The sequence below is a fragment of the Devosia lacusdianchii genome (assembly GCF_022429625.1).
In the GTDB taxonomy this organism is placed as follows: domain Bacteria; phylum Pseudomonadota; class Alphaproteobacteria; order Rhizobiales; family Devosiaceae; genus Devosia; species Devosia lacusdianchii.
The window spans coordinates 4,049,347-4,064,999 of record NZ_CP092483.1 but is presented as its reverse complement, the minus strand read 5'-3'; the positions used below and the strand labels follow the sequence as shown (position 1 = coordinate 4,064,999).

Below are 15,653 nucleotides of genomic sequence, written 5' to 3'. Positions count from 1 at the left end.
ACCATGAGGTCCAGTTGCGCAGTCAGCCTAGTGGGCGTCGGCGGCGAAATCGGCCTGCCACATCTTCTCGATGTTGTAGAACTCGCGCACTTCGGGGCGGAAAATGTGGACGATGACATCGCCGGCATCCACCAGCACCCAGTCGCAATGGGGCAGGCCCTCGATACGCGGCTTGCCGAAGCCGGCATCGCGCAGGGCGGTGACCATCTGGTCGGCCACGGCGCCGACATGGCGCTGCGAACGGCCAGAGGCGACGACCATATGGTCGGCCAGCGAGGACTTGCCGGTAATGTCGACGGCAACGATTTCCTCGGCCTTGGCATCGTCAAGGCAGTCGAGGATCACATCGATCATGGGGCGTTCCGGAGGGGCCTCGGACGGGGAAACGGTGTTCTCGGGCAGCGCGACCATCAGCAATGGCCTTCTGCCCATGCCAGTGCATGGGTCATGCGGGGGATCAGCATCCTTGGTTGTTGATCGGAATGTTGCAGGCGTTCTGAAAACGACAAGCAGTCAGTTCCTGTTCTGGTGACTATTAATCACGCACTTCAATATGCGCGTTTGATGACGGTTTCGCAAGATTGGGCGTTCATTTTGACTTAACGTGTTGCCGCCTTGCCCTGATTGCCGAGGACGAAAGCGGCGATTGCCGCCCATGCAGGTAGACCCAGGCGGGCGGTGGCAGCGCGGCCAGGCGCGGCGCATCATCTTCATCGACGCGCCAGCGCGATAAGGCGCTGGCGGCCAAAGATACCGGGGCGCGGCGACCCGAACCGGGCCGGACATAGACCGCCATCGGCACCATGGCGGCAATATCCTGCCAGCGTTCCCAGCGGTGAAAATCGACCAGGTTGTCAGCACCCATGATCCAGACAAAGCGCCGGTCCGGCATGGATTGGGTGAGGAAGCGGATGGTTTGCCAGGAATAGGTGAAGCCGTGCGCGGCCTCGAATCCGGTGACGCGCACGCGCGGATGATCGAGCAGGGCCCGCGCGGCGAGGACGCGGTCGGCCAGCGGCGCCAGGTCGTTGTGGTTCTTGAGCGGATTGCCCGGCGTCACCAGCACCCAGATGGCATCGAGGTCGAGCCGGCGCAGCGTCTCCTCGATGACCAGGCGATGGCCCTCGTGGATCGGGTTGAAGCTGCCGCCGAACAGGCCGATGCGCATACCGGCCCCGGAGGGCGGCAGTTCGGTAATGCCTGACATGCGGATGGGATGGCGCAGGGTCAAAAGGGGTCAGGGTCTCGTCTGGCCATTGCCGCGGATGCGGTATTTGAAGCTGGTGAGCTGCTCGACGCCCACTGGTCCGCGTGCATGCATCTTGCCGGTGGCGATGCCGATCTCGCCGCCAAAGCCGAACTCGCCGCCATCGGCGAATTGGGTGGAGGCATTGTGCAGCAGGATGGCCGAGTCAATCTCGTTGAAGAACTTCTCGACCGAGGCTGGGTCTTCGCTGATGATCGCCTCGGTGTGGTGGCTTGAATATCGTTCGATGTGGGCGATGGCAGCTTCGACGCTGTCGACAATCTTCACCGAGATGATGGCGTCTTCGTATTCGGTGCGCCAGTCCTCTTCCGTGGCCAGTTTTGCGGTGGGGATGAGGGACATCACAGCGGTATCGCCACGGATTTCACAACCCTTGGCGATCAGGGCGTCGATGATCGGCTTGAGATGGGTCTGGGCCGCGTCCTGATGCACAAGAAGTGTCTCGGCGGCGCCGCAGACGCCGGTCCGGCGCATCTTGGCGTTGAGGGTGATGCTCACCGCCTTCTCAAGATCGGCCGACTTGTCGATGAAGACATGCACCAGGCCCTCGAGATGGGCGAAGACCGGCACGCGGGCTTCGTCCTGCACGCGGGCGACGAGCGTCTTGCCGCCGCGGGGGACGATGACATCGATGTTGCCGTCAAGTCCCTTGAGCATTTCGCCGACGGCGGCGCGATCGGTGGTGGGGACAAGCTGCAAGCATTCCACCGGCAGGCCTGCAGCGTGCAGGCCGTCCAGCATGCATTCGACGATGGCTTTGCTCGAGTGAAAACTGTCGCTGCCGCCGCGCAGGATAACGGCATTGCCCGACTTGATGCAGAGCGCGCCGGCATCGGCCGTGACGTTGGGGCGGGACTCGAAGATGACGCCGATGACGCCGAGCGGCGTGCGGACGCGCTCAATGTGAAGGCCATTGGGGCGGTCCCACTCGGCGATGGTGGCGCCAACCGGATCGGGCAGTTCGGCAATGGTCCGGACCGCCTCGATGATGCCGTCGATGCGCGCGTCGGTCAGCAGCAGGCGGTCGAGAAAGGCCTTGGATATGCCTTTGGTTTCGGCGGCCTGCATGTCCATCGCATTGGCGGCGAGGATGGCCTTGCGATGCGCATTGATGGCGCCGGCGGCAACGGTCAGGGCGCGGCGCTTCTGCTCCGGCGTGGCAAGAGCCAGGGCCTTGGCGCCGATGCGAGCGTTGCGGCCGATCTCGGCCATTATGGCGGTCAGGGACTTATCCGCTTCAAGCGCGCTCATTGCTGTCCTCCTTGCTGCCCACCAGCACGAGATTGTCGCGATGGACCATGGCGCCGCGATTGCCCGAGCCGAGCAGTTCGATAACGGCGTCGCTGCGTTTGCCGATCACCAAGCGCGCATCCTCGCTGTCAAAGCCGGCCAGACCTCGGGCGATTTCGGCGCCATCCGAGTTGAGCACGGCAATGGCGTCGCCGCGCTCGAATTGTCCGGTGACCTTGGTCACGCCGATGGGTAATAGCGATTTGCCGGTCAGTAGGGCGCGGGCCGCGCCAGCGTCGACCTGCAGCGTGCCTGCAACGGCGAGCGTTCCCATAATCCAGCGCTTGCGCGCCTGGGCGCGGCTTTGTGCTGGATGGAACAGGGTGTGGCGGCCGCCTGCGGTAAGGGTCCGCAGCGGGTGGCTTTCGGTACCTTTGGCGATGATCATCGCCGTGCCGGCGAGCGTCGCGATCTTGCCGGCCTCGACCTTGGTGGTCATGCCCCCGCGCGAGAGGTGGCTCGCCGCGCCGCCGGCCATGGCTTCGATAGCGGGGGTGATGGCGCGCACAACCGGCAGATGCTCAGCGGCGGGATCCTTGGCGGGCGGGGCGGTGTAGAGCCCGTCAATGTCGCTCAACAGCACCAGGCAATCGGCCTCGATCATGGTGGCGACACGGGCCGACAGGCGATCGTTGTCGCCGTAGCGGATTTCTGCGGTGGCGACGCTGTCATTCTCGTTGATGATCGGGATGGCGCCCAGGCCGAGCAGCGTCGCGATGGTCGTGCGCGCATTAAGGTAGTAGCGGCGTTCTTCGGTGATATTGGGCGTGATCAGGATTTGCCCGGTGACGATCTGGTGGCTGCCGAGAGCCTCGGCCCAGGCCTGGCTCAGGGCAATCTGACCGGCACTGGCGGCCGCCTGCGATTGCTCGAGCGTGAGGGACACGGCGGAAAGCCCCAGCAATCCGCGGCCCAGCGCAATTGCACCTGATGACACGATCACCACGTCGCGGCCGTCAGCCTTGAGCGCTGCGATGTCGGCGGCAAGGTCGGCCAACCACGCGGCGCGCAGCTTGCCTTTGTTGTCGACAAGCAGGGCCGAGCCGATCTTGATGGTCAGGCGCTTATAGGGCGCGAGGGCATTGGCGCTCATCAGGGGGCCCAGTTCGGCTCGATCTTGCGGCGCGCGGCCTCAAGCCGGGCGGCTTTTTCGGCGTCCAGTGTCTCGATGACCTTGTAGAGGACCAAGTCGGTGCCCTTGCCGGTGACGCCGGAGACCAGCAGCACGTCCTGCTTGCTGACCTTTTTGAGCACTTTGAGCTTTTCCTTGAGCTCGTCGGGATCGATGGCGTCGACCTTGTTGAGCACAACGATTTCCGGCTTCTTGGCCAGCCGTTCGTCATAGGCTGCCAGCTCATGGCGGACGCTGGTATAGAGATGCTTGACGTCGTCTTGCGTGCCATCGATCAGATGGATCAACACGCCGCAGCGCTCGATATGGCCCAAGAACCGGTCGCCAATGCCGACGCCTTCGCTGGCGCCCTCGATCAGGCCGGGAATATCGGCCAGGACGAAATCGCGCTCGCCGATCGATACCACGCCGAGGTTGGGGTGCAGCGTGGTGAAGGGATAGGCGGCGATCTTGGGTTTTGCGGCGGAGACAGCGGCCAGGAAGGTGGACTTGCCGGCATTGGGCTGGCCGACCAGACCCGCATCGGCGATCAGCTTGAGGCGCAGCCAGATCCACTTCTCGACCCCGGGCATGCCCGGATTGGCATGGCGCGGTGCCTGGTTGGAGCTGGTCTTGAAATGGGCATTGCCGAAACCGCCATTGCCGCCCGAAAGCAGCACGACGCGCTGGCCGACCTCGGTCATGTCGGCAATGAGGGTTTCATTGTCATCCTCGAACACCTGAGTGCCGACGGGGACGCGCAGCACGGTCGGCTCGCCATTGGCGCCCGCACGGTCCTTGCCCATACCATGGGTGCCGATCTTGGCCTTGAAGTGCTGCTGGTAGCGATAGTCTATCAGGGTGTTGAGGCCATCGACGCATTCGACGACGATATCGCCGCCGCGACCGCCATTGCCGCCATTGGGACCGCCGAACTCGACGAACTTTTCGCGCAGGAACGAGACGGCGCCGGCGCCACCGTCGCCCGAGCGGATATAGACCTTGGCCTGGTCAAGAAATTTCATTTGTCTCTGGCCTTCCAGACGCTGCGCGTCAGTTTGGTGTCGATATGCTCCACCTCAGCGCCGCGCGCAAGGCAGAGCAGGGTTGAGCGTCCGGTTTCGGTAAATCCGAGCTTCAATTGAATAGCGAGTGACGCCGCATTGAAGTGGAACACACCCGAATAAAGCGTTGGCTCGGTGCTGGCTGCAAAGAACCAGTCGAGACAGGCTGAGACGGCCTCGGTCATGATACCACGGTTCCAGAACGGCTGGCCCAGCCAGTAGCCGATAATGGGCCCAAGCGGTCCACGATGAAACCCGACATGGCCGGCGAGACCCTCGCCCGGCAAGTCGATCGAAAAGTTGGTTTCCTCGACTGGCAGGTTGGGCACGCGGGTGCGCAGCCACGCCTTGGCGTCGGACAGGTGATACGGGAACGGCACCCGCGCAAGGTTGCCCGCCACCGCGAAGTCATTGAGATAGCGGGCAATCGCTTCGGCGTCGCCTGTTTGCGCCGGGCGCAGCACGAAGCGTGGCGTGCGGAGTGTGACGTTCATGATGCCCGCCAGTGCATGATGACGATGGGTTTGCCGGCGTGCCGGGCGACGACGCTGACCGTGCGCTCGGTGACGGTGAAGCCCACTTTCTCGAGCACGCGGATCGAGGCAGGATTAGCCGCCAATACGCGAGCCGATACCAGTGGAGCAACGCCTTTGGCGGCGTCGAGCAGGGCCAGGGCGGCTTCGCTGGCATAACCTCGGCCCCAATAGGGCTCGCCCAGCCAATAGCCCAGTTCGGGCGCCTCGCCCACGGCCAGCTTGAGCAGCATCACGCCCATCAGGCGGTTGTCGCCATTGGCGATGGCATAGGAGCGTGGGGTATCGGCATGGTCGAGGGTGGCGACGAACTTCTCGCCGTCCTCGCGCCGATAGGGATAGGCGAGCGTTGCCGTGTGCTCGATGACATTGGGGTTGTTGGCCAATGTCATCAGGTCGGCGATGTCGGTATCGGTTGGTGGGCGCAGTGTCAGCCGCGCCGCGACTACTGTGTCCGGCAATGCCTGCTTCAGTGTCATCGCATGCCTCGCGATTGCCAGGCTTCCCGTGTCAGGCTGGTCACCACGTGATCGACATTGTGCTGCAAGGTCTGGCTGAAGCGCATTTCTCGTCCCGTCGGCACAAAGCCGAGCTTCTTCTGCACGGCAAGCGATGCCGTATTGTTATGGTGGGCGCTGGATTTGACCATAGCGTGGTCTGTCCCGGCAAAATGCCAGTCGAGCAGGGCCGTCGCAGCTTCGCTGGCATAGCCCCGGTTCCAATGCGGACGAGCAATCCAGAAGCCGAGTTCATTGATCAGCGATACGCAGCCGATGACGCCCTTGCCCGGGAGTTCGACGATCAACATGGATTGCTCGGGTGTGGCGGGCTGGGCCTGCCGCAGCCAATCGATCGCCATGGCGAGCGTGTAGGGATAAGGCACCGGCGTCAGGAATTTGGCCACGTCGTACTCACCGACGCCCAAGGCATAGCAAGGGGCATCGTCGAGGGTGCTCTCGCGCAGGATCAACCGTCGTGTGTGCAACTCTAGCATGGGCCGATTTCCCCGCGCGCGTCGACGAGGCGAATGTGGACGCCATCACGGATGATGACCTCGCCATCGCGCAGGGTACGATAAGGCATCCGGTGCTTGGCCAGGTGGGCGGCCGAGCTTGCCGCCAACTCGGTCTCGGGATGGTCGGAATCGACGTGCGGCACGATGGAGAAGTCGACCAGGCCCAATCCATCCCACAGGATTGGTTCGGCGTAGCCCGGCGGCACTGGACGAGGATCGTCGATGAGTTCGATCCCCCGCAGCGTAGGCGTGGCGACGACCGCGCCAGCGCTGAAGCCGCCAAAGACCAGGAGGTCATCGGACAAGGCTGCCGCTATCGCCTGATCAAAGCCACTCTGGGCCATGGCGCGGCGCAGCACGAAGCTGTTGCCGCCCAGAACCCAGATCAAGTTGTAGCGGGGCAGTATTTGGTCCAAGCCACCCCTGCCAAAATGATCCCGCAAGTCGAGCGTTTCGGCCTCCAACCCCAGCCGGAGAAACTCCGCGGCCGGGTCATAGGTGGTTAGCCGATAGCGTTCTCGGTCGTCGGCAGGGATGAGGTCGAGCGCGTTGGGAATAATACCGACGCGCCTTCCATTCCCCATCAGGTGCAACAACTGTTCGGTGGCGTTGCCCAGTCTGTAGGACGACAGGTAGAGCCTCATCGCCCGAACTCCAGCCGCATCTGCGCCAGGCGCTGCCCGGCGAGAGTGCCCTGACTGTCGATGGTCTCGCCGACCTCGGCAAACCCAACTTTGCGCAGAACGTTCCGGGAGCCGGAATTGGCGAAGAGCGCGCGCGATCGCAGCACTGGAATACCGGCCTTACGCGCCGCAGCGACGACAGCCGCCGCCGCTTCGGTGGCGTAGCCCTTGCCCCAGAACGGCTCGCCCAGCCAGTAACCCAGCTCGGGCGGTGTCGTTTCGGCAAATGTCAGGCCAACAATGCCCACAAAGGTCTCGCCGCCCAGCAGGATGGCGTAGCAAAGCTCGTTCGGGCCTGGCACGATCTCTTCAATAAAGAGCCGCGCGTCTTCTTCCGAATAGGGAAACGGCAGGCGCGACATAACCTCGTGGATGCGCCGATTATTGGCGAGCTGGGCGATTGCCGGGGCATGCGCCATGGTCGGGGTGGTCAGCACCAGGCGGTCGGTATGAAGCGCGGCGGGGAGGCGGTCCTTGAGGCTGTCCATTTGAATGCTGATCCAGAATGCGAAAAGGGGAACCGGCGCACCGATTCCCCTTGGATTATTTTCGCATTTCGCGAACACGAGCCGGGGAAAAGGTCACCGGCTGGGTTCGAGAGACCTGCCGGGTTATTCGGCGGCCTCCGCCGGGTCGACGGAAACGAAAACTTGCGAATTCGCACGGGTTCGGAACGCGACTTTGCCGTCGACGAGCGCGAAAATGGTGTGATCCTTGCCCAGGCCAACGCCGGTGCCGGGATGCCACTTGGTGCCGCGCTGGCGGATGATGATGTTGCCGGCGATTACAGCTTCGCCGCCGAACTTCTTGACGCCAAGACGACGGCCAGCGGTATCACGACCGTTGCGGGATGAACCGCCTGCTTTTTTGTGTGCCATCTCTAGAGCTCCTTATTCCTTGTCGGCCTTGGGCGCGGCTTTCTTGGCCGGGGCCTTCTTCGCCGGCTTTTCAGCGGCGGCTTCGGTGGTCTCAGCAGCAGCCTGCTTCGGTGCGGCCTTGGTCTCAGCCTTCTTGGCGGGTGCCTTGGCCGGAGCTTCGGCGGTTTCCGCAGCGGCAGCGGCCTTGGGCGCGGCAGCCTTCTTGGCAGCCGGGGCCTTGGTTTCCGTTGCAGCGGCTGCCTTAGCGGCAGCGCGGACCTTGGCAGGCTTGCCCGAGACTACGGTTTCGGTGGGTGCAGCAACGCCAGCGGCCTTGATCGTCGGCTTGGCGCCGCCGGTCAGGATCTCGGTGATGCGCACGGTCGACAGCAACTGGCGGTGGCCGTTGCGGCGACGATAATTGTGGCGACGGTTCTTCTTGAAGATGATGACCGTCTTCTGCTTCTTGGTCTCGAGCAGTTCGGCAGCGACGAGCGCGCCTTCGATCAGCGGAGCACCGACTTCGTCGCCAACCATCAGCACCTGGTCAAAGGTGACGATCGTGCCGGCTTCGGCGTCGAGCTTTTCAATCTTGAGAATGTCGTTGGCGGCAACCTTGTACTGCTTGCCACCGGTTTTGATCACGGCAAAAGTCATAGCATAACCGGGAGCGTCAAACGCCCGGTCCCATTGTATCGCGCCCTGTGGCGCCGCAGGTGAAAGCCCAGATCCTGCGGTCTTCGAACAGTCAGCCGGCGATCAAACCGGCGGGCAGCCTCGAACAGCGTTTTCAAACAAAGAAAAGCGCGCCAGCAGAGCCAGCGCGTGTTTCTGGTCCGGCTTATCAGGGCAAATGCCCCAAGAGTCAAGCGTTGCCGGGCCGTCAGCGGCACATTCGCTGCGGGTTCAACTCAGCGCATACCAGTCGCGCAGCCGCACTTCGGTATCGGCACCAACCCCGCCTTCAAGCACCGAAAGGTCGCTTTCGCCATAGTGGTAGGGATAGACGATGGCGGGCTTGAACGTATTGATAGCCTCGACGGCCTGCTCGGGCGTCATGGTATAGGGCAGGTTCATTGGCAGGAAGGCGACCTCGATACCGGTAAGCGCCAGCATTTCGGGTGTCGGTTCGGTATCGCCGGCTACATAGACCACCTTGTCGCCAAAGGTGATCAGGTAGCCATTGCCGACGCCGACGGGGTGGTACTTCATGCGGTCCGCAGTGGTGTTATGCGCCGTAGTGGCCGCGACGGGGATGCCGTTGAGGTCGCCCGATCCGCCATTGGCGACGGCGGTCGCATTGGCCTTGAGTGCCTCGGGCAGCTTGTCGAAAACCTCCTGGCTGGTGAGGATCGGCGCCGTGCCGGCGATGGCTTCGAGCGTCGGAATGTCGAAGTGGTCGCCATGACCGTGGGTGATGAGGATGGCCGTCGGCGGCGGCAGGCCCTCGTACCGGGCGGCTCCGCCGACCGGATCGACATAGATGACCTCCTCACCAAAACCGAGCAGCAGGCTGGCATGGTCGACGGGATGGATGGTTACATCTCCGCCAGAGGTCGAAAGAACATCTCCGTCCAGCACTGCGCTCTCCTGTGCCCAAGCCGTGGTCAGCATGCCGGTGCCCAGGGCCACCAGCGGCAAGGTTGCCATGCCGGCAACCACATCGCGACGCTGTACCATTGAAATCCTCCCATTATGATGAAGCCTTGCGTTCGTCAGAACGCAGCGGATCGCCCAGAGGTTCGTCACCCACGAAATCGTGACGGTCGGTCCAGCAACGATGCCGATCGCTGAACCAGAGTCGGCGGACGTCCAAAGCACGCGGAAAGCTACAAGGGGTGTTGCGGCGCCGTTATTGCTATGTCATAAGCCCGCCCGTGTCGACCAACGGTCCCTTCCGGGGCGCCTACATCGATCTCGCGGAGAGATGGCAGAGTGGTTGAATGCACCGCACTCGAAATGCGGCATAGGGGCAACTCTATCGGGGGTTCGAATCCCTCTCTCTCCGCCACTTCCTCAAAATCAACTGAGCTAGGTCCCGCATTTGCGGGCGATTGATGTCTGCTGTTTGAGTGCACGGGTCAGGATCCCTGATCGTGGTCGCTAGGCTGCGCCAAGGGCTTCGGTTGGGGCCAGTCGGGCGGCGCGGATGGCGGGATAGAGGCCGGCAAGGCCGCCGATCGTGAGCGTCGCGGCCATGCCGCCCGCGGCGACCCAGAGCGGGATATCGACCGGCCAGCCCTGGAGCGCCGCATAGGCCGTTGTCACCAGGCAGCCGATGGCGATGCCGCTGCCGCCTCCGAGCAGCGCCAGCAGCAGCGCCTCGCCGAAGAACTGGAGGCGGATGTGACCGCGGGTTGCGCCCTGCGACCGGCGCAGGCCGATCTCAGCGCGACGCTCCAGCACGGAGATAACCATTGTATTGGCGACGCCAATGCCGCCGACCAGTAGCGCGACCGCGCCAAGGCCCAGGAGAAGGCCGGTGAAAGCCACATCGGCTGCGGCTTCGGCCGCGAGGGCATCGGAGGGGCGGGAGACGTCCACCTCGTTGGGTTGTTCAGGGTTGGCGGTTCGGGCAAGGAGATTTCGCACGGCCTCGATTTCGTCCGGGTCGGCCCGGACATAGAGCGTCGTGATGTCGCCCTCGAAGGCGAGATAACGCTCGCCTGCGGGCCAGCCGATCAGGGCGCACAGATCGAGTTCGGGAACCAGCGATACCGGCTCCAGGATGCCGATGACGGTAAACCAGCGGCCGCTGAGCCAGATCGGCTGACCGATGAGATGGTGGCTGATGCCCAGGCGCGCGGCGGCCCGAGCGCCCAGAACCACCGCCGGATATTGCGCCGTGGCCGCATTGAGCCAGGAGCCAGCATCGATCTTCGCGCCCACCGTTTGGAGCAGATCGAGCCGGGCGGCGAAGACGGCCATGCCGCCGGACTGGCTCTCGGGAATGCGGTTGCTGCGATAGACTTTTGCCTCGGTGAGCTGGCCGACGGCGCTGACCGACTGCACGGCCGCCATCCGCTCGATCATCGATACCGATTCCGGCGGCATGGTCGCGGCCTCTCCAAACATGGAGGTTCCCGGGCCGGCGCTCAGCAGGTTGGTGCCGAGTTCGGCGAGGAGATGGTTGAGCTGGGCCCGGCTGGAGGTGGAAATGCCGACCACGGCGATCATGGCGGCGATGCCGATGGCGATGCCGAGCGCCGACAGGACGACCCGAAGCGGTCGCGCGCGAAGCCCATAGGCCGCGAGCCGCGCGACGTCGACCCATGATAATCTTGCCGGTTGCAGCGCCGTCATGCGTCCCGCCTCCTGTCGTCGACCAATTGGCCGTCGCGCATTGCGGCCTGCCGATCGAAACGGGCGGCGAGGTCGCGATCATGCGTGATGACGACGACGGCTGTCCCCTCGCGATGCAGCCCGAGCAGGAGCTGGACGACGCCTTCGCCTGAAGTACTGTCGAGCGCACCGGTTGGTTCGTCCGCCAGAAGCAGCATAGGGCGGCGCGCCAGGGCGCGCGCGATCGCGGTGCGCTGTTTCTCGCCGCCCGATAGTTGATGGGGATGGTGATCGAGGCGATGCCCGAGTCCCACCTCGCCCAAGGCGGCTTCCGCCCGCAGGCGGCGCTCGCGAAGGCAGGCTCCGGTATAGAGCAGACCGTCGGCGACGTTATCGAGGGCCGATACGCCCGGGGACAGATGAAAGTGCTGGAAGACGAAGCCGATGCGATGCGCCCGCAGGGCCGATAGCGCGCTGTCGCCAAGCTGGGCGACGTTGCGGCCATCGATCTCGACCTCCCCGGCACTGGCGCGGTCGAGCGTGCCGATAATGTTGAGCATGGTCGATTTGCCCGACCCGGACGGGCCGACAATGGCGACAAGCTCGCCGCGCCCGATATCGAGATTGACGTCGCGCAGCGCGAAGACACCTCCCGCGAAGGCGCGCGAGACATTGCGCAGGGAGACGATGCTGCTCATCAAGGCACGCTGACCTCAACGCCCTCGTCGATACCGTCGCCGGTAATTTCGACCCGGCCGGCGGCGAAAAGACCGGTATCGACGGACACCAGGGTGCTCTTGCTTCCACTGATGACTTCGACGGCGAAGCCGCCTTCCTGCCGGGCGAGCAATGCGGTTATGGGGACAGAGAGAACATCCTCGCGGCTATCGCTGACGAATTCGACATCCACCGACGCAACCTCGAGGCCGCCCAGGGCCGTCTGGTCGGCGATGGTCACCGTCACCTCGATATTACCTTCGGTCACGACGGAGCCGATTTCGGATATGACACCGTCGATCCGGCTGTCGTCGGGCAGCGTGACGCCGACTTCGCGACCGATGGCGGCAAAGCCCCGGTCGCCAACGCCGAGAGGGACGGTAACCAGCTTCTCGGTATTGGAGTAATCAAGGATCGCGTCACGGTCCGGCGAGGCCGCGATCAATGTTTCGCCGACGCTGGCGCCATAGTCCGCGATGTGCACCGGGCCCGCAGCGACCACCATGTCGCTGGGAGCAACGATACCGGTTACCGGTTGGCCCGAGGCCTTCTGCCAGGCACGGACCTGATCGGCGAGTGTCCCCTCGTAGCCAAGAGCGGCTAGATTGTCGGCAATCTGCTGGATGTCGGCGTCGTCACCAGCGCGCGCCAGGAGGGCATCCAGCCCGGTCCGGAGTTCGTCACGTTTTATGCCGGCCTCGGCGACGGCGACGCGCGCTGTGATGGCGTCAAGGCGGGCGGCGGCGAGGTCTTTGCGGATGGCCCTGATCGCCGCGTCGAACGCGGCGCGGGCGGCGGCGAGCTCGGCTTGCGCGGCGGCGACCTCCACGGGTGGCGCCAATTGCGCAGCCGAGAGTTCCGTCACACGACCAAGCTTGGTTTCGGCGCCGGCCACGGCTCCGGCCAGCTCGATGAATTGGGCCGTTATGGGCGCGGTCGAGTGGGCGTCGTCGAGCCTGGCATTGACATCGATGGTGCGGGTTTCGGCATCCGCGAGCCGTTCCCGGGCGAGGTCTAGTGCCAGGTTTGCCGCTTCGAGCGCCGTTTGCGCGCGTTCGAGTTCGACCCAGATTGGCAATGGTGTGTTCGTATCGAAGCGCAGGGTGCGGTGCTGCGGGACCGATCCGTAGAACAGGATCGCCGGTTGCCCATCCAGCGCATAGAGCGGTTTGCCGCGTTCGATGATTGAGCCGACGGGAGCGATCCAGGTTACCATGGCGGATGTGTCGGCAAGGCTCGGTCGCAGGGCGCTGAGTTCGCCATAGCCGAGGGTGCCGGTCACGGTCTTGGTATCGAGCAATGTTCCGCGCAGGACCGCAGCCGTTGCAACCGGCGTTGCCGACGGCGTGGCGGTCGAGGGCGCTGGCCGGAGCCACAGAAAGCCGGCAATGGTGACGGCCGCAGCGAGGATCGCCGCGGCGCTGGTTGCACCTATGGTTCGGGTACGCGTCATCCGCCGATAACGATCCGGCTGCCTGCGGCCAGCTCAGCACAGGCGGCCATCGCCTTTTCGAGGCGCGCATCGCCAGGGCCGATATCGGTGCTCCCAAGGTCGAAACTGCCCTGGGGACCCGGATCGGGAAAGTCGGGCAAGCCGTTCTCGCGGACACATTGCGAAAGCTTGACCAGAGCGTCCAATTGCTCGGGCGTCGCGGCTTCACTACCCAGGCCTGCCGGGGCAAGATCGCGGCACGCAGCGGCCGCCTTGTGGAAGCGTGGTGCGGTTTCGGGGTTGATCAGGAATTGCATGCCCTTGCCGGGGGTGGGGTCCGGAAATTCGGCATAACCATTGTCCCGCATGCATTGGGCATAGGCGAGGGCGGCGTCGTCGGAATCGGCCGGCTGCGCATGGGCGGCCGAGCCGGTGGCGAGGACCGCAAGCATGAGGCCGGCATGCAGGACGGACAGGTGTTTTGACGGGATCATTGTCGCATCTCCGTTGGGGATGCGAGAGGGATACGAAACCGCGCGTTAGGCGGCCGTTAGGGCGCCGCGGGTATCCGAACACGAACGACAAGGCCGCCTGCTGGGCGCGGCGCGGCCTCGGCACTGCCGCTGTGAGCTTCGGCGATCGAGCGCACGATCGAGAGGCCCAATCCGGCGCCACGGACGAAGGCGCCGCCAGTGGAGGTGGCCAGCCGCTCGGTCGAGGCCAGGCGGCGGAACGGCTCAAACAGCCCGGGCACTTCGTATGCCGGCACGATAGGGCCGGTATTCTCCACCACGAGCGTGATGCCGTCGGCTTCCGCCATGGTCTCAACGCGGACCCAGCCGTTCTCAGGCAGATTGTACTGGATAGCGTTCTCGACCAGGTTCTGGATCAGGCGCTCGATCAGGAAGGCATCGCCCAGCACCATAGCCGGCCGGATGTCGGTCTCAAGACGAACAGAAACCCTGTCGGCGAGGGGCAGCAGTTCGGCGGCGACATGGCTGGCGACCTCGCCAAGATCGAGGGGATGAAAGTCGGCGGTGCGCTGGTCGCTGCTCGCCAGGGTCAGAAGACCATCGGTAAGCTTTTCGTGGCGCTGGTTGACGGTGAGGAGGGTGTTGCCGAGCTGCCTGACCTTGTCGTTAGTCCCCGCATCAAGCAGGGCGACCTCGATCAGTGTGCGGGTGATGGTGAGCGGGGTGCGCAGCTCGTGCGAGGCGTTGGCCACGAAGCGACGCTGGCTGTCGAAAGAGCGATCGAGCCGCTCGAACATGGCGTCGAGCGTATCGGCAAGGTCCTTGATTTCGTCCCTGGGGCCGGTCAGCGCAATCCGCTCATGCAGGCTGCGGTCGGCGACGCGACGCGCGGTGGCGGTGATGTTCCGCAGCGGCTGAAGCGCCTGCCCCGCCAAGAGCCATCCGATCCCGCCGGCGGCGATGGTCAGCATGCCGACAGTGGCGGTCGAAGCAATCAGCATGGTGCGAAGCGTGCCTTCGCGCGCCCGGCGGATTTCGAGGTCAACGACCTGAAGCGTATTGGCGATATCGCCGCCGGGAGCCGCCAGCGATCCCAATGGCGGATCCAGGCGGAACACGAATTGCCGTTCGATCACCTGGGCGAGGAAGAAGTACAGAATGCCGCTCAGAATGACGCCGGCGACGAAGAAAGCGCCGCCGTAGAGCAGCGTCAGGCGGGTACGGATGGTCCAGGGAAAGCCAAGTACTTTCATTTGAGGCGATACCCCACACCTTGCACGGTCTCGATCACCGCAGGGGTGCCGAGTTTGCGCCGGACCATCATCATGGTGAAGCGAACGACATTGGTGAAGGGATCGATCTGTTCGTCCCAGGCCTTCTCCAGAAGTTGCTCGGAGGAAACGACGCCGCCATCGGCGCGCATCAGCTCCTCAAGCACGGCAAATTCCTTGCGCGACAGGTCGACCGAGCGGTTGTCGCGGATGACGGTGCGGCGATGGCTGTCGAGGAGGATGCCGGCGCGTTCAAGGATCGGGGGCGTGGCCGGACGAGCGCGGCGCGCCAGTGCCTGCACGCGCGCCACGAGCTCGGCGAAGAAGAACGGCTTGGTCAGATAGTCGTCGGCGCCGAGCCCGAGCCCGTCAACGCGCTGACCTAATGCGGTCGCCGCCGTGAGCATAAGGATTCTCGTTTCCGGCTTCGACCGAACCAAGGTGGCGCAGACCTCGTCGCCGGAAAGGAGGGGGAGATCGCGATCGAGTATCACGACGTCATAGTCGTTGATGCTGGCCCTTTCGAGCCCGGCCTCGCCGTCATAGGAGATGTCGACGGCGATGGCATGGTGGCGCAATCCCTCGGCGATCGAATCCGCGAGCTGCCGTTCATCCTCAACTACCAATACGCGCACAGGTCGCTCCCACCGCGTTCGCT

19 protein-coding genes and 1 tRNA gene are annotated in these 15,653 nt (G+C 64.2%); 1 reads left to right on the top strand and 19 read right to left on the bottom strand.

Annotated elements, in window-relative coordinates; genetic code table 11:
• Positions 1-27 precede the first annotated feature (27 nt).
• The 13 genes from rsfS to MF606_RS19955 form a co-directional block, all read right to left on the bottom strand.
• Positions 28-354, bottom strand: a complete 327-nt coding sequence (gene rsfS / locus MF606_RS20015) for a ribosome silencing factor (RefSeq protein ID WP_240231084.1) — start codon at positions 352-354, stop codon at positions 28-30.
• Positions 355-589: 235 nt separating this feature from the next.
• Positions 590-1,231, bottom strand: coding sequence for a nicotinate-nucleotide adenylyltransferase (locus tag MF606_RS20010; protein ID WP_338084392.1), 642 nt, complete (start codon positions 1,229-1,231; stop codon positions 590-592).
• Positions 1,232-1,237: 6 nt separating this feature from the next.
• Positions 1,238-2,518, bottom strand: a complete 1,281-nt coding sequence (locus MF606_RS20005) for a glutamate-5-semialdehyde dehydrogenase (RefSeq protein WP_240231083.1) — start codon at positions 2,516-2,518, stop codon at positions 1,238-1,240.
• Positions 2,505-3,650 (bottom strand): glutamate 5-kinase, encoded by a 1,146-nt coding sequence (gene proB, locus MF606_RS20000; RefSeq protein ID WP_240231082.1) that lies wholly within the window; start codon positions 3,648-3,650, stop codon positions 2,505-2,507. The genes MF606_RS20005 and proB overlap by 14 nt, the downstream gene beginning before the upstream one ends.
• Complete coding sequence (obgE, locus tag MF606_RS19995) at positions 3,650-4,693, bottom strand: GTPase ObgE (RefSeq protein WP_240231081.1); 1,044 nt, start codon at positions 4,691-4,693, stop codon at positions 3,650-3,652. The genes proB and obgE overlap by 1 nt, the downstream gene beginning before the upstream one ends.
• Positions 4,690-5,226 (bottom strand): GNAT family N-acetyltransferase, encoded by a 537-nt coding sequence (locus MF606_RS19990; protein ID WP_240231080.1) that lies wholly within the window; start codon positions 5,224-5,226, stop codon positions 4,690-4,692. The genes obgE and MF606_RS19990 overlap by 4 nt, the downstream gene beginning before the upstream one ends.
• Positions 5,223-5,744 carry a GNAT family N-acetyltransferase gene (locus MF606_RS19985; RefSeq protein WP_240231079.1) on the bottom strand — a complete coding sequence of 174 codons (522 nt, stop codon included), beginning with the start codon at positions 5,742-5,744 and terminating at the stop codon, positions 5,223-5,225. Before MF606_RS19985 ends, MF606_RS19990 begins: the two co-directional genes overlap by 4 nt.
• Entirely contained in the window at positions 5,741-6,259 is a 519-nt protein-coding gene (locus MF606_RS19980; RefSeq protein ID WP_240231078.1) for a GNAT family N-acetyltransferase, read from the bottom strand. The genes MF606_RS19985 and MF606_RS19980 overlap by 4 nt, the downstream gene beginning before the upstream one ends.
• Positions 6,253-6,924 (bottom strand): Type 1 glutamine amidotransferase-like domain-containing protein, encoded by a 672-nt coding sequence (locus MF606_RS19975; RefSeq protein WP_240231077.1) that lies wholly within the window; start codon positions 6,922-6,924, stop codon positions 6,253-6,255. The genes MF606_RS19980 and MF606_RS19975 overlap by 7 nt, the downstream gene beginning before the upstream one ends.
• Positions 6,921-7,451: a GNAT family N-acetyltransferase gene (locus MF606_RS19970; RefSeq protein WP_240231076.1), complete on the bottom strand. Its 531-nt coding sequence runs from the start codon at positions 7,449-7,451 to the stop codon at positions 6,921-6,923. Before MF606_RS19970 ends, MF606_RS19975 begins: the two co-directional genes overlap by 4 nt.
• 123 nt (positions 7,452-7,574) lie before the next feature.
• Positions 7,575-7,841 (bottom strand): 50S ribosomal protein L27, encoded by a 267-nt coding sequence (gene rpmA, locus MF606_RS19965; protein WP_240231075.1) that lies wholly within the window; start codon positions 7,839-7,841, stop codon positions 7,575-7,577.
• A 12-nt stretch (positions 7,842-7,853) separates the two neighbouring features.
• Positions 7,854-8,477, bottom strand: coding sequence for a 50S ribosomal protein L21 (rplU, locus tag MF606_RS19960; RefSeq protein WP_240231074.1), 624 nt, complete (start codon positions 8,475-8,477; stop codon positions 7,854-7,856).
• A gap of 249 nt (positions 8,478-8,726) precedes the next feature.
• Entirely contained in the window at positions 8,727-9,500 is a 774-nt protein-coding gene (locus MF606_RS19955; RefSeq protein ID WP_240231073.1) for an MBL fold metallo-hydrolase, read from the bottom strand.
• Positions 9,501-9,741: 241 nt separating this feature from the next.
• On the opposite strand from MF606_RS19955, the gene MF606_RS19950 reads away from it, so the two are divergent.
• Positions 9,742-9,831 (top strand) — tRNA-Ser (locus MF606_RS19950).
• A 92-nt stretch (positions 9,832-9,923) separates the two neighbouring features.
• Here MF606_RS19950 and MF606_RS19945 read toward each other — a convergent pair.
• From MF606_RS19945 to MF606_RS19920, 6 genes are read right to left on the bottom strand one after another with little or no spacing between them, the layout of a single operon-like run.
• Positions 9,924-11,123, bottom strand: a complete 1,200-nt coding sequence (locus MF606_RS19945) for an ABC transporter permease (RefSeq protein WP_240231072.1) — start codon at positions 11,121-11,123, stop codon at positions 9,924-9,926.
• Positions 11,120-11,800: an ABC transporter ATP-binding protein gene (locus MF606_RS19940; RefSeq protein ID WP_240231071.1), complete on the bottom strand. Its 681-nt coding sequence runs from the start codon at positions 11,798-11,800 to the stop codon at positions 11,120-11,122. Before MF606_RS19940 ends, MF606_RS19945 begins: the two co-directional genes overlap by 4 nt.
• A complete protein-coding gene (locus MF606_RS19935; RefSeq protein ID WP_240231070.1) occupies positions 11,800-13,272 on the bottom strand; it encodes an efflux RND transporter periplasmic adaptor subunit in 1,473 nt (490 codons plus the stop codon). The genes MF606_RS19940 and MF606_RS19935 overlap by 1 nt, the downstream gene beginning before the upstream one ends.
• Positions 13,269-13,745, bottom strand: a complete 477-nt coding sequence (locus tag MF606_RS19930) for a hypothetical protein (RefSeq protein WP_240231069.1) — start codon at positions 13,743-13,745, stop codon at positions 13,269-13,271. Before MF606_RS19930 ends, MF606_RS19935 begins: the two co-directional genes overlap by 4 nt.
• 56 nt (positions 13,746-13,801) lie before the next feature.
• A complete protein-coding gene (locus MF606_RS19925; RefSeq protein WP_240231068.1) occupies positions 13,802-14,977 on the bottom strand; it encodes a sensor histidine kinase in 1,176 nt (391 codons plus the stop codon).
• Positions 14,974-15,630, bottom strand: coding sequence for a response regulator transcription factor (locus MF606_RS19920; RefSeq protein ID WP_240231067.1), 657 nt, complete (start codon positions 15,628-15,630; stop codon positions 14,974-14,976). The genes MF606_RS19925 and MF606_RS19920 overlap by 4 nt, the downstream gene beginning before the upstream one ends.
• Between the last annotated feature and the right edge of the window lie 23 nt (positions 15,631-15,653).

What these genes read in the sequence shown, in the direction of transcription:
- MF606_RS19940 (WP_240231071.1), bottom strand. Translation starts at nt 11,800, where the DNA reads ATGAGCAGCATCGTCTCCCTGCGCAATGTCTCGCGCGCCTTCGCGGGA.
- rpmA (WP_240231075.1), bottom strand. Translation starts at nt 7,841, where the DNA reads ATGGCACACAAAAAAGCAGGCGGTTCATCCCGCAACGGTCGTGATACC.
- MF606_RS19975 (WP_240231077.1), bottom strand. Translation starts at nt 6,924, where the DNA reads ATGAGGCTCTACCTGTCGTCCTACAGACTGGGCAACGCCACCGAACAG.
- obgE (WP_240231081.1), bottom strand. Translation starts at nt 4,693, where the DNA reads ATGAAATTTCTTGACCAGGCCAAGGTCTATATCCGCTCGGGCGACGGT.
- MF606_RS20005 (WP_240231083.1), bottom strand. Translation starts at nt 2,518, where the DNA reads ATGAGCGCGCTTGAAGCGGATAAGTCCCTGACCGCCATAATGGCCGAG.
- MF606_RS19980 (WP_240231078.1), bottom strand. Translation starts at nt 6,259, where the DNA reads ATGCTAGAGTTGCACACACGACGGTTGATCCTGCGCGAGAGCACCCTC.
- MF606_RS19930 (WP_240231069.1), bottom strand. Translation starts at nt 13,745, where the DNA reads ATGATCCCGTCAAAACACCTGTCCGTCCTGCATGCCGGCCTCATGCTT.
- proB (WP_240231082.1), bottom strand. Translation starts at nt 3,650, where the DNA reads ATGAGCGCCAATGCCCTCGCGCCCTATAAGCGCCTGACCATCAAGATC.
- MF606_RS19990 (WP_240231080.1), bottom strand. Translation starts at nt 5,226, where the DNA reads ATGAACGTCACACTCCGCACGCCACGCTTCGTGCTGCGCCCGGCGCAA.
- rplU (WP_240231074.1), bottom strand. Translation starts at nt 8,477, where the DNA reads ATGACTTTTGCCGTGATCAAAACCGGTGGCAAGCAGTACAAGGTTGCC.
- MF606_RS19970 (WP_240231076.1), bottom strand. Translation starts at nt 7,451, where the DNA reads ATGGACAGCCTCAAGGACCGCCTCCCCGCCGCGCTTCATACCGACCGC.
- MF606_RS19925 (WP_240231068.1), bottom strand. Translation starts at nt 14,977, where the DNA reads ATGAAAGTACTTGGCTTTCCCTGGACCATCCGTACCCGCCTGACGCTG.
- rsfS (WP_240231084.1), bottom strand. Translation starts at nt 354, where the DNA reads ATGATCGATGTGATCCTCGACTGCCTTGACGATGCCAAGGCCGAGGAA.
- MF606_RS19955 (WP_240231073.1), bottom strand. Translation starts at nt 9,500, where the DNA reads ATGGTACAGCGTCGCGATGTGGTTGCCGGCATGGCAACCTTGCCGCTG.
- MF606_RS19935 (WP_240231070.1), bottom strand. Translation starts at nt 13,272, where the DNA reads ATGACGCGTACCCGAACCATAGGTGCAACCAGCGCCGCGGCGATCCTC.
- MF606_RS19945 (WP_240231072.1), bottom strand. Translation starts at nt 11,123, where the DNA reads ATGACGGCGCTGCAACCGGCAAGATTATCATGGGTCGACGTCGCGCGG.
- MF606_RS19985 (WP_240231079.1), bottom strand. Translation starts at nt 5,744, where the DNA reads ATGACACTGAAGCAGGCATTGCCGGACACAGTAGTCGCGGCGCGGCTG.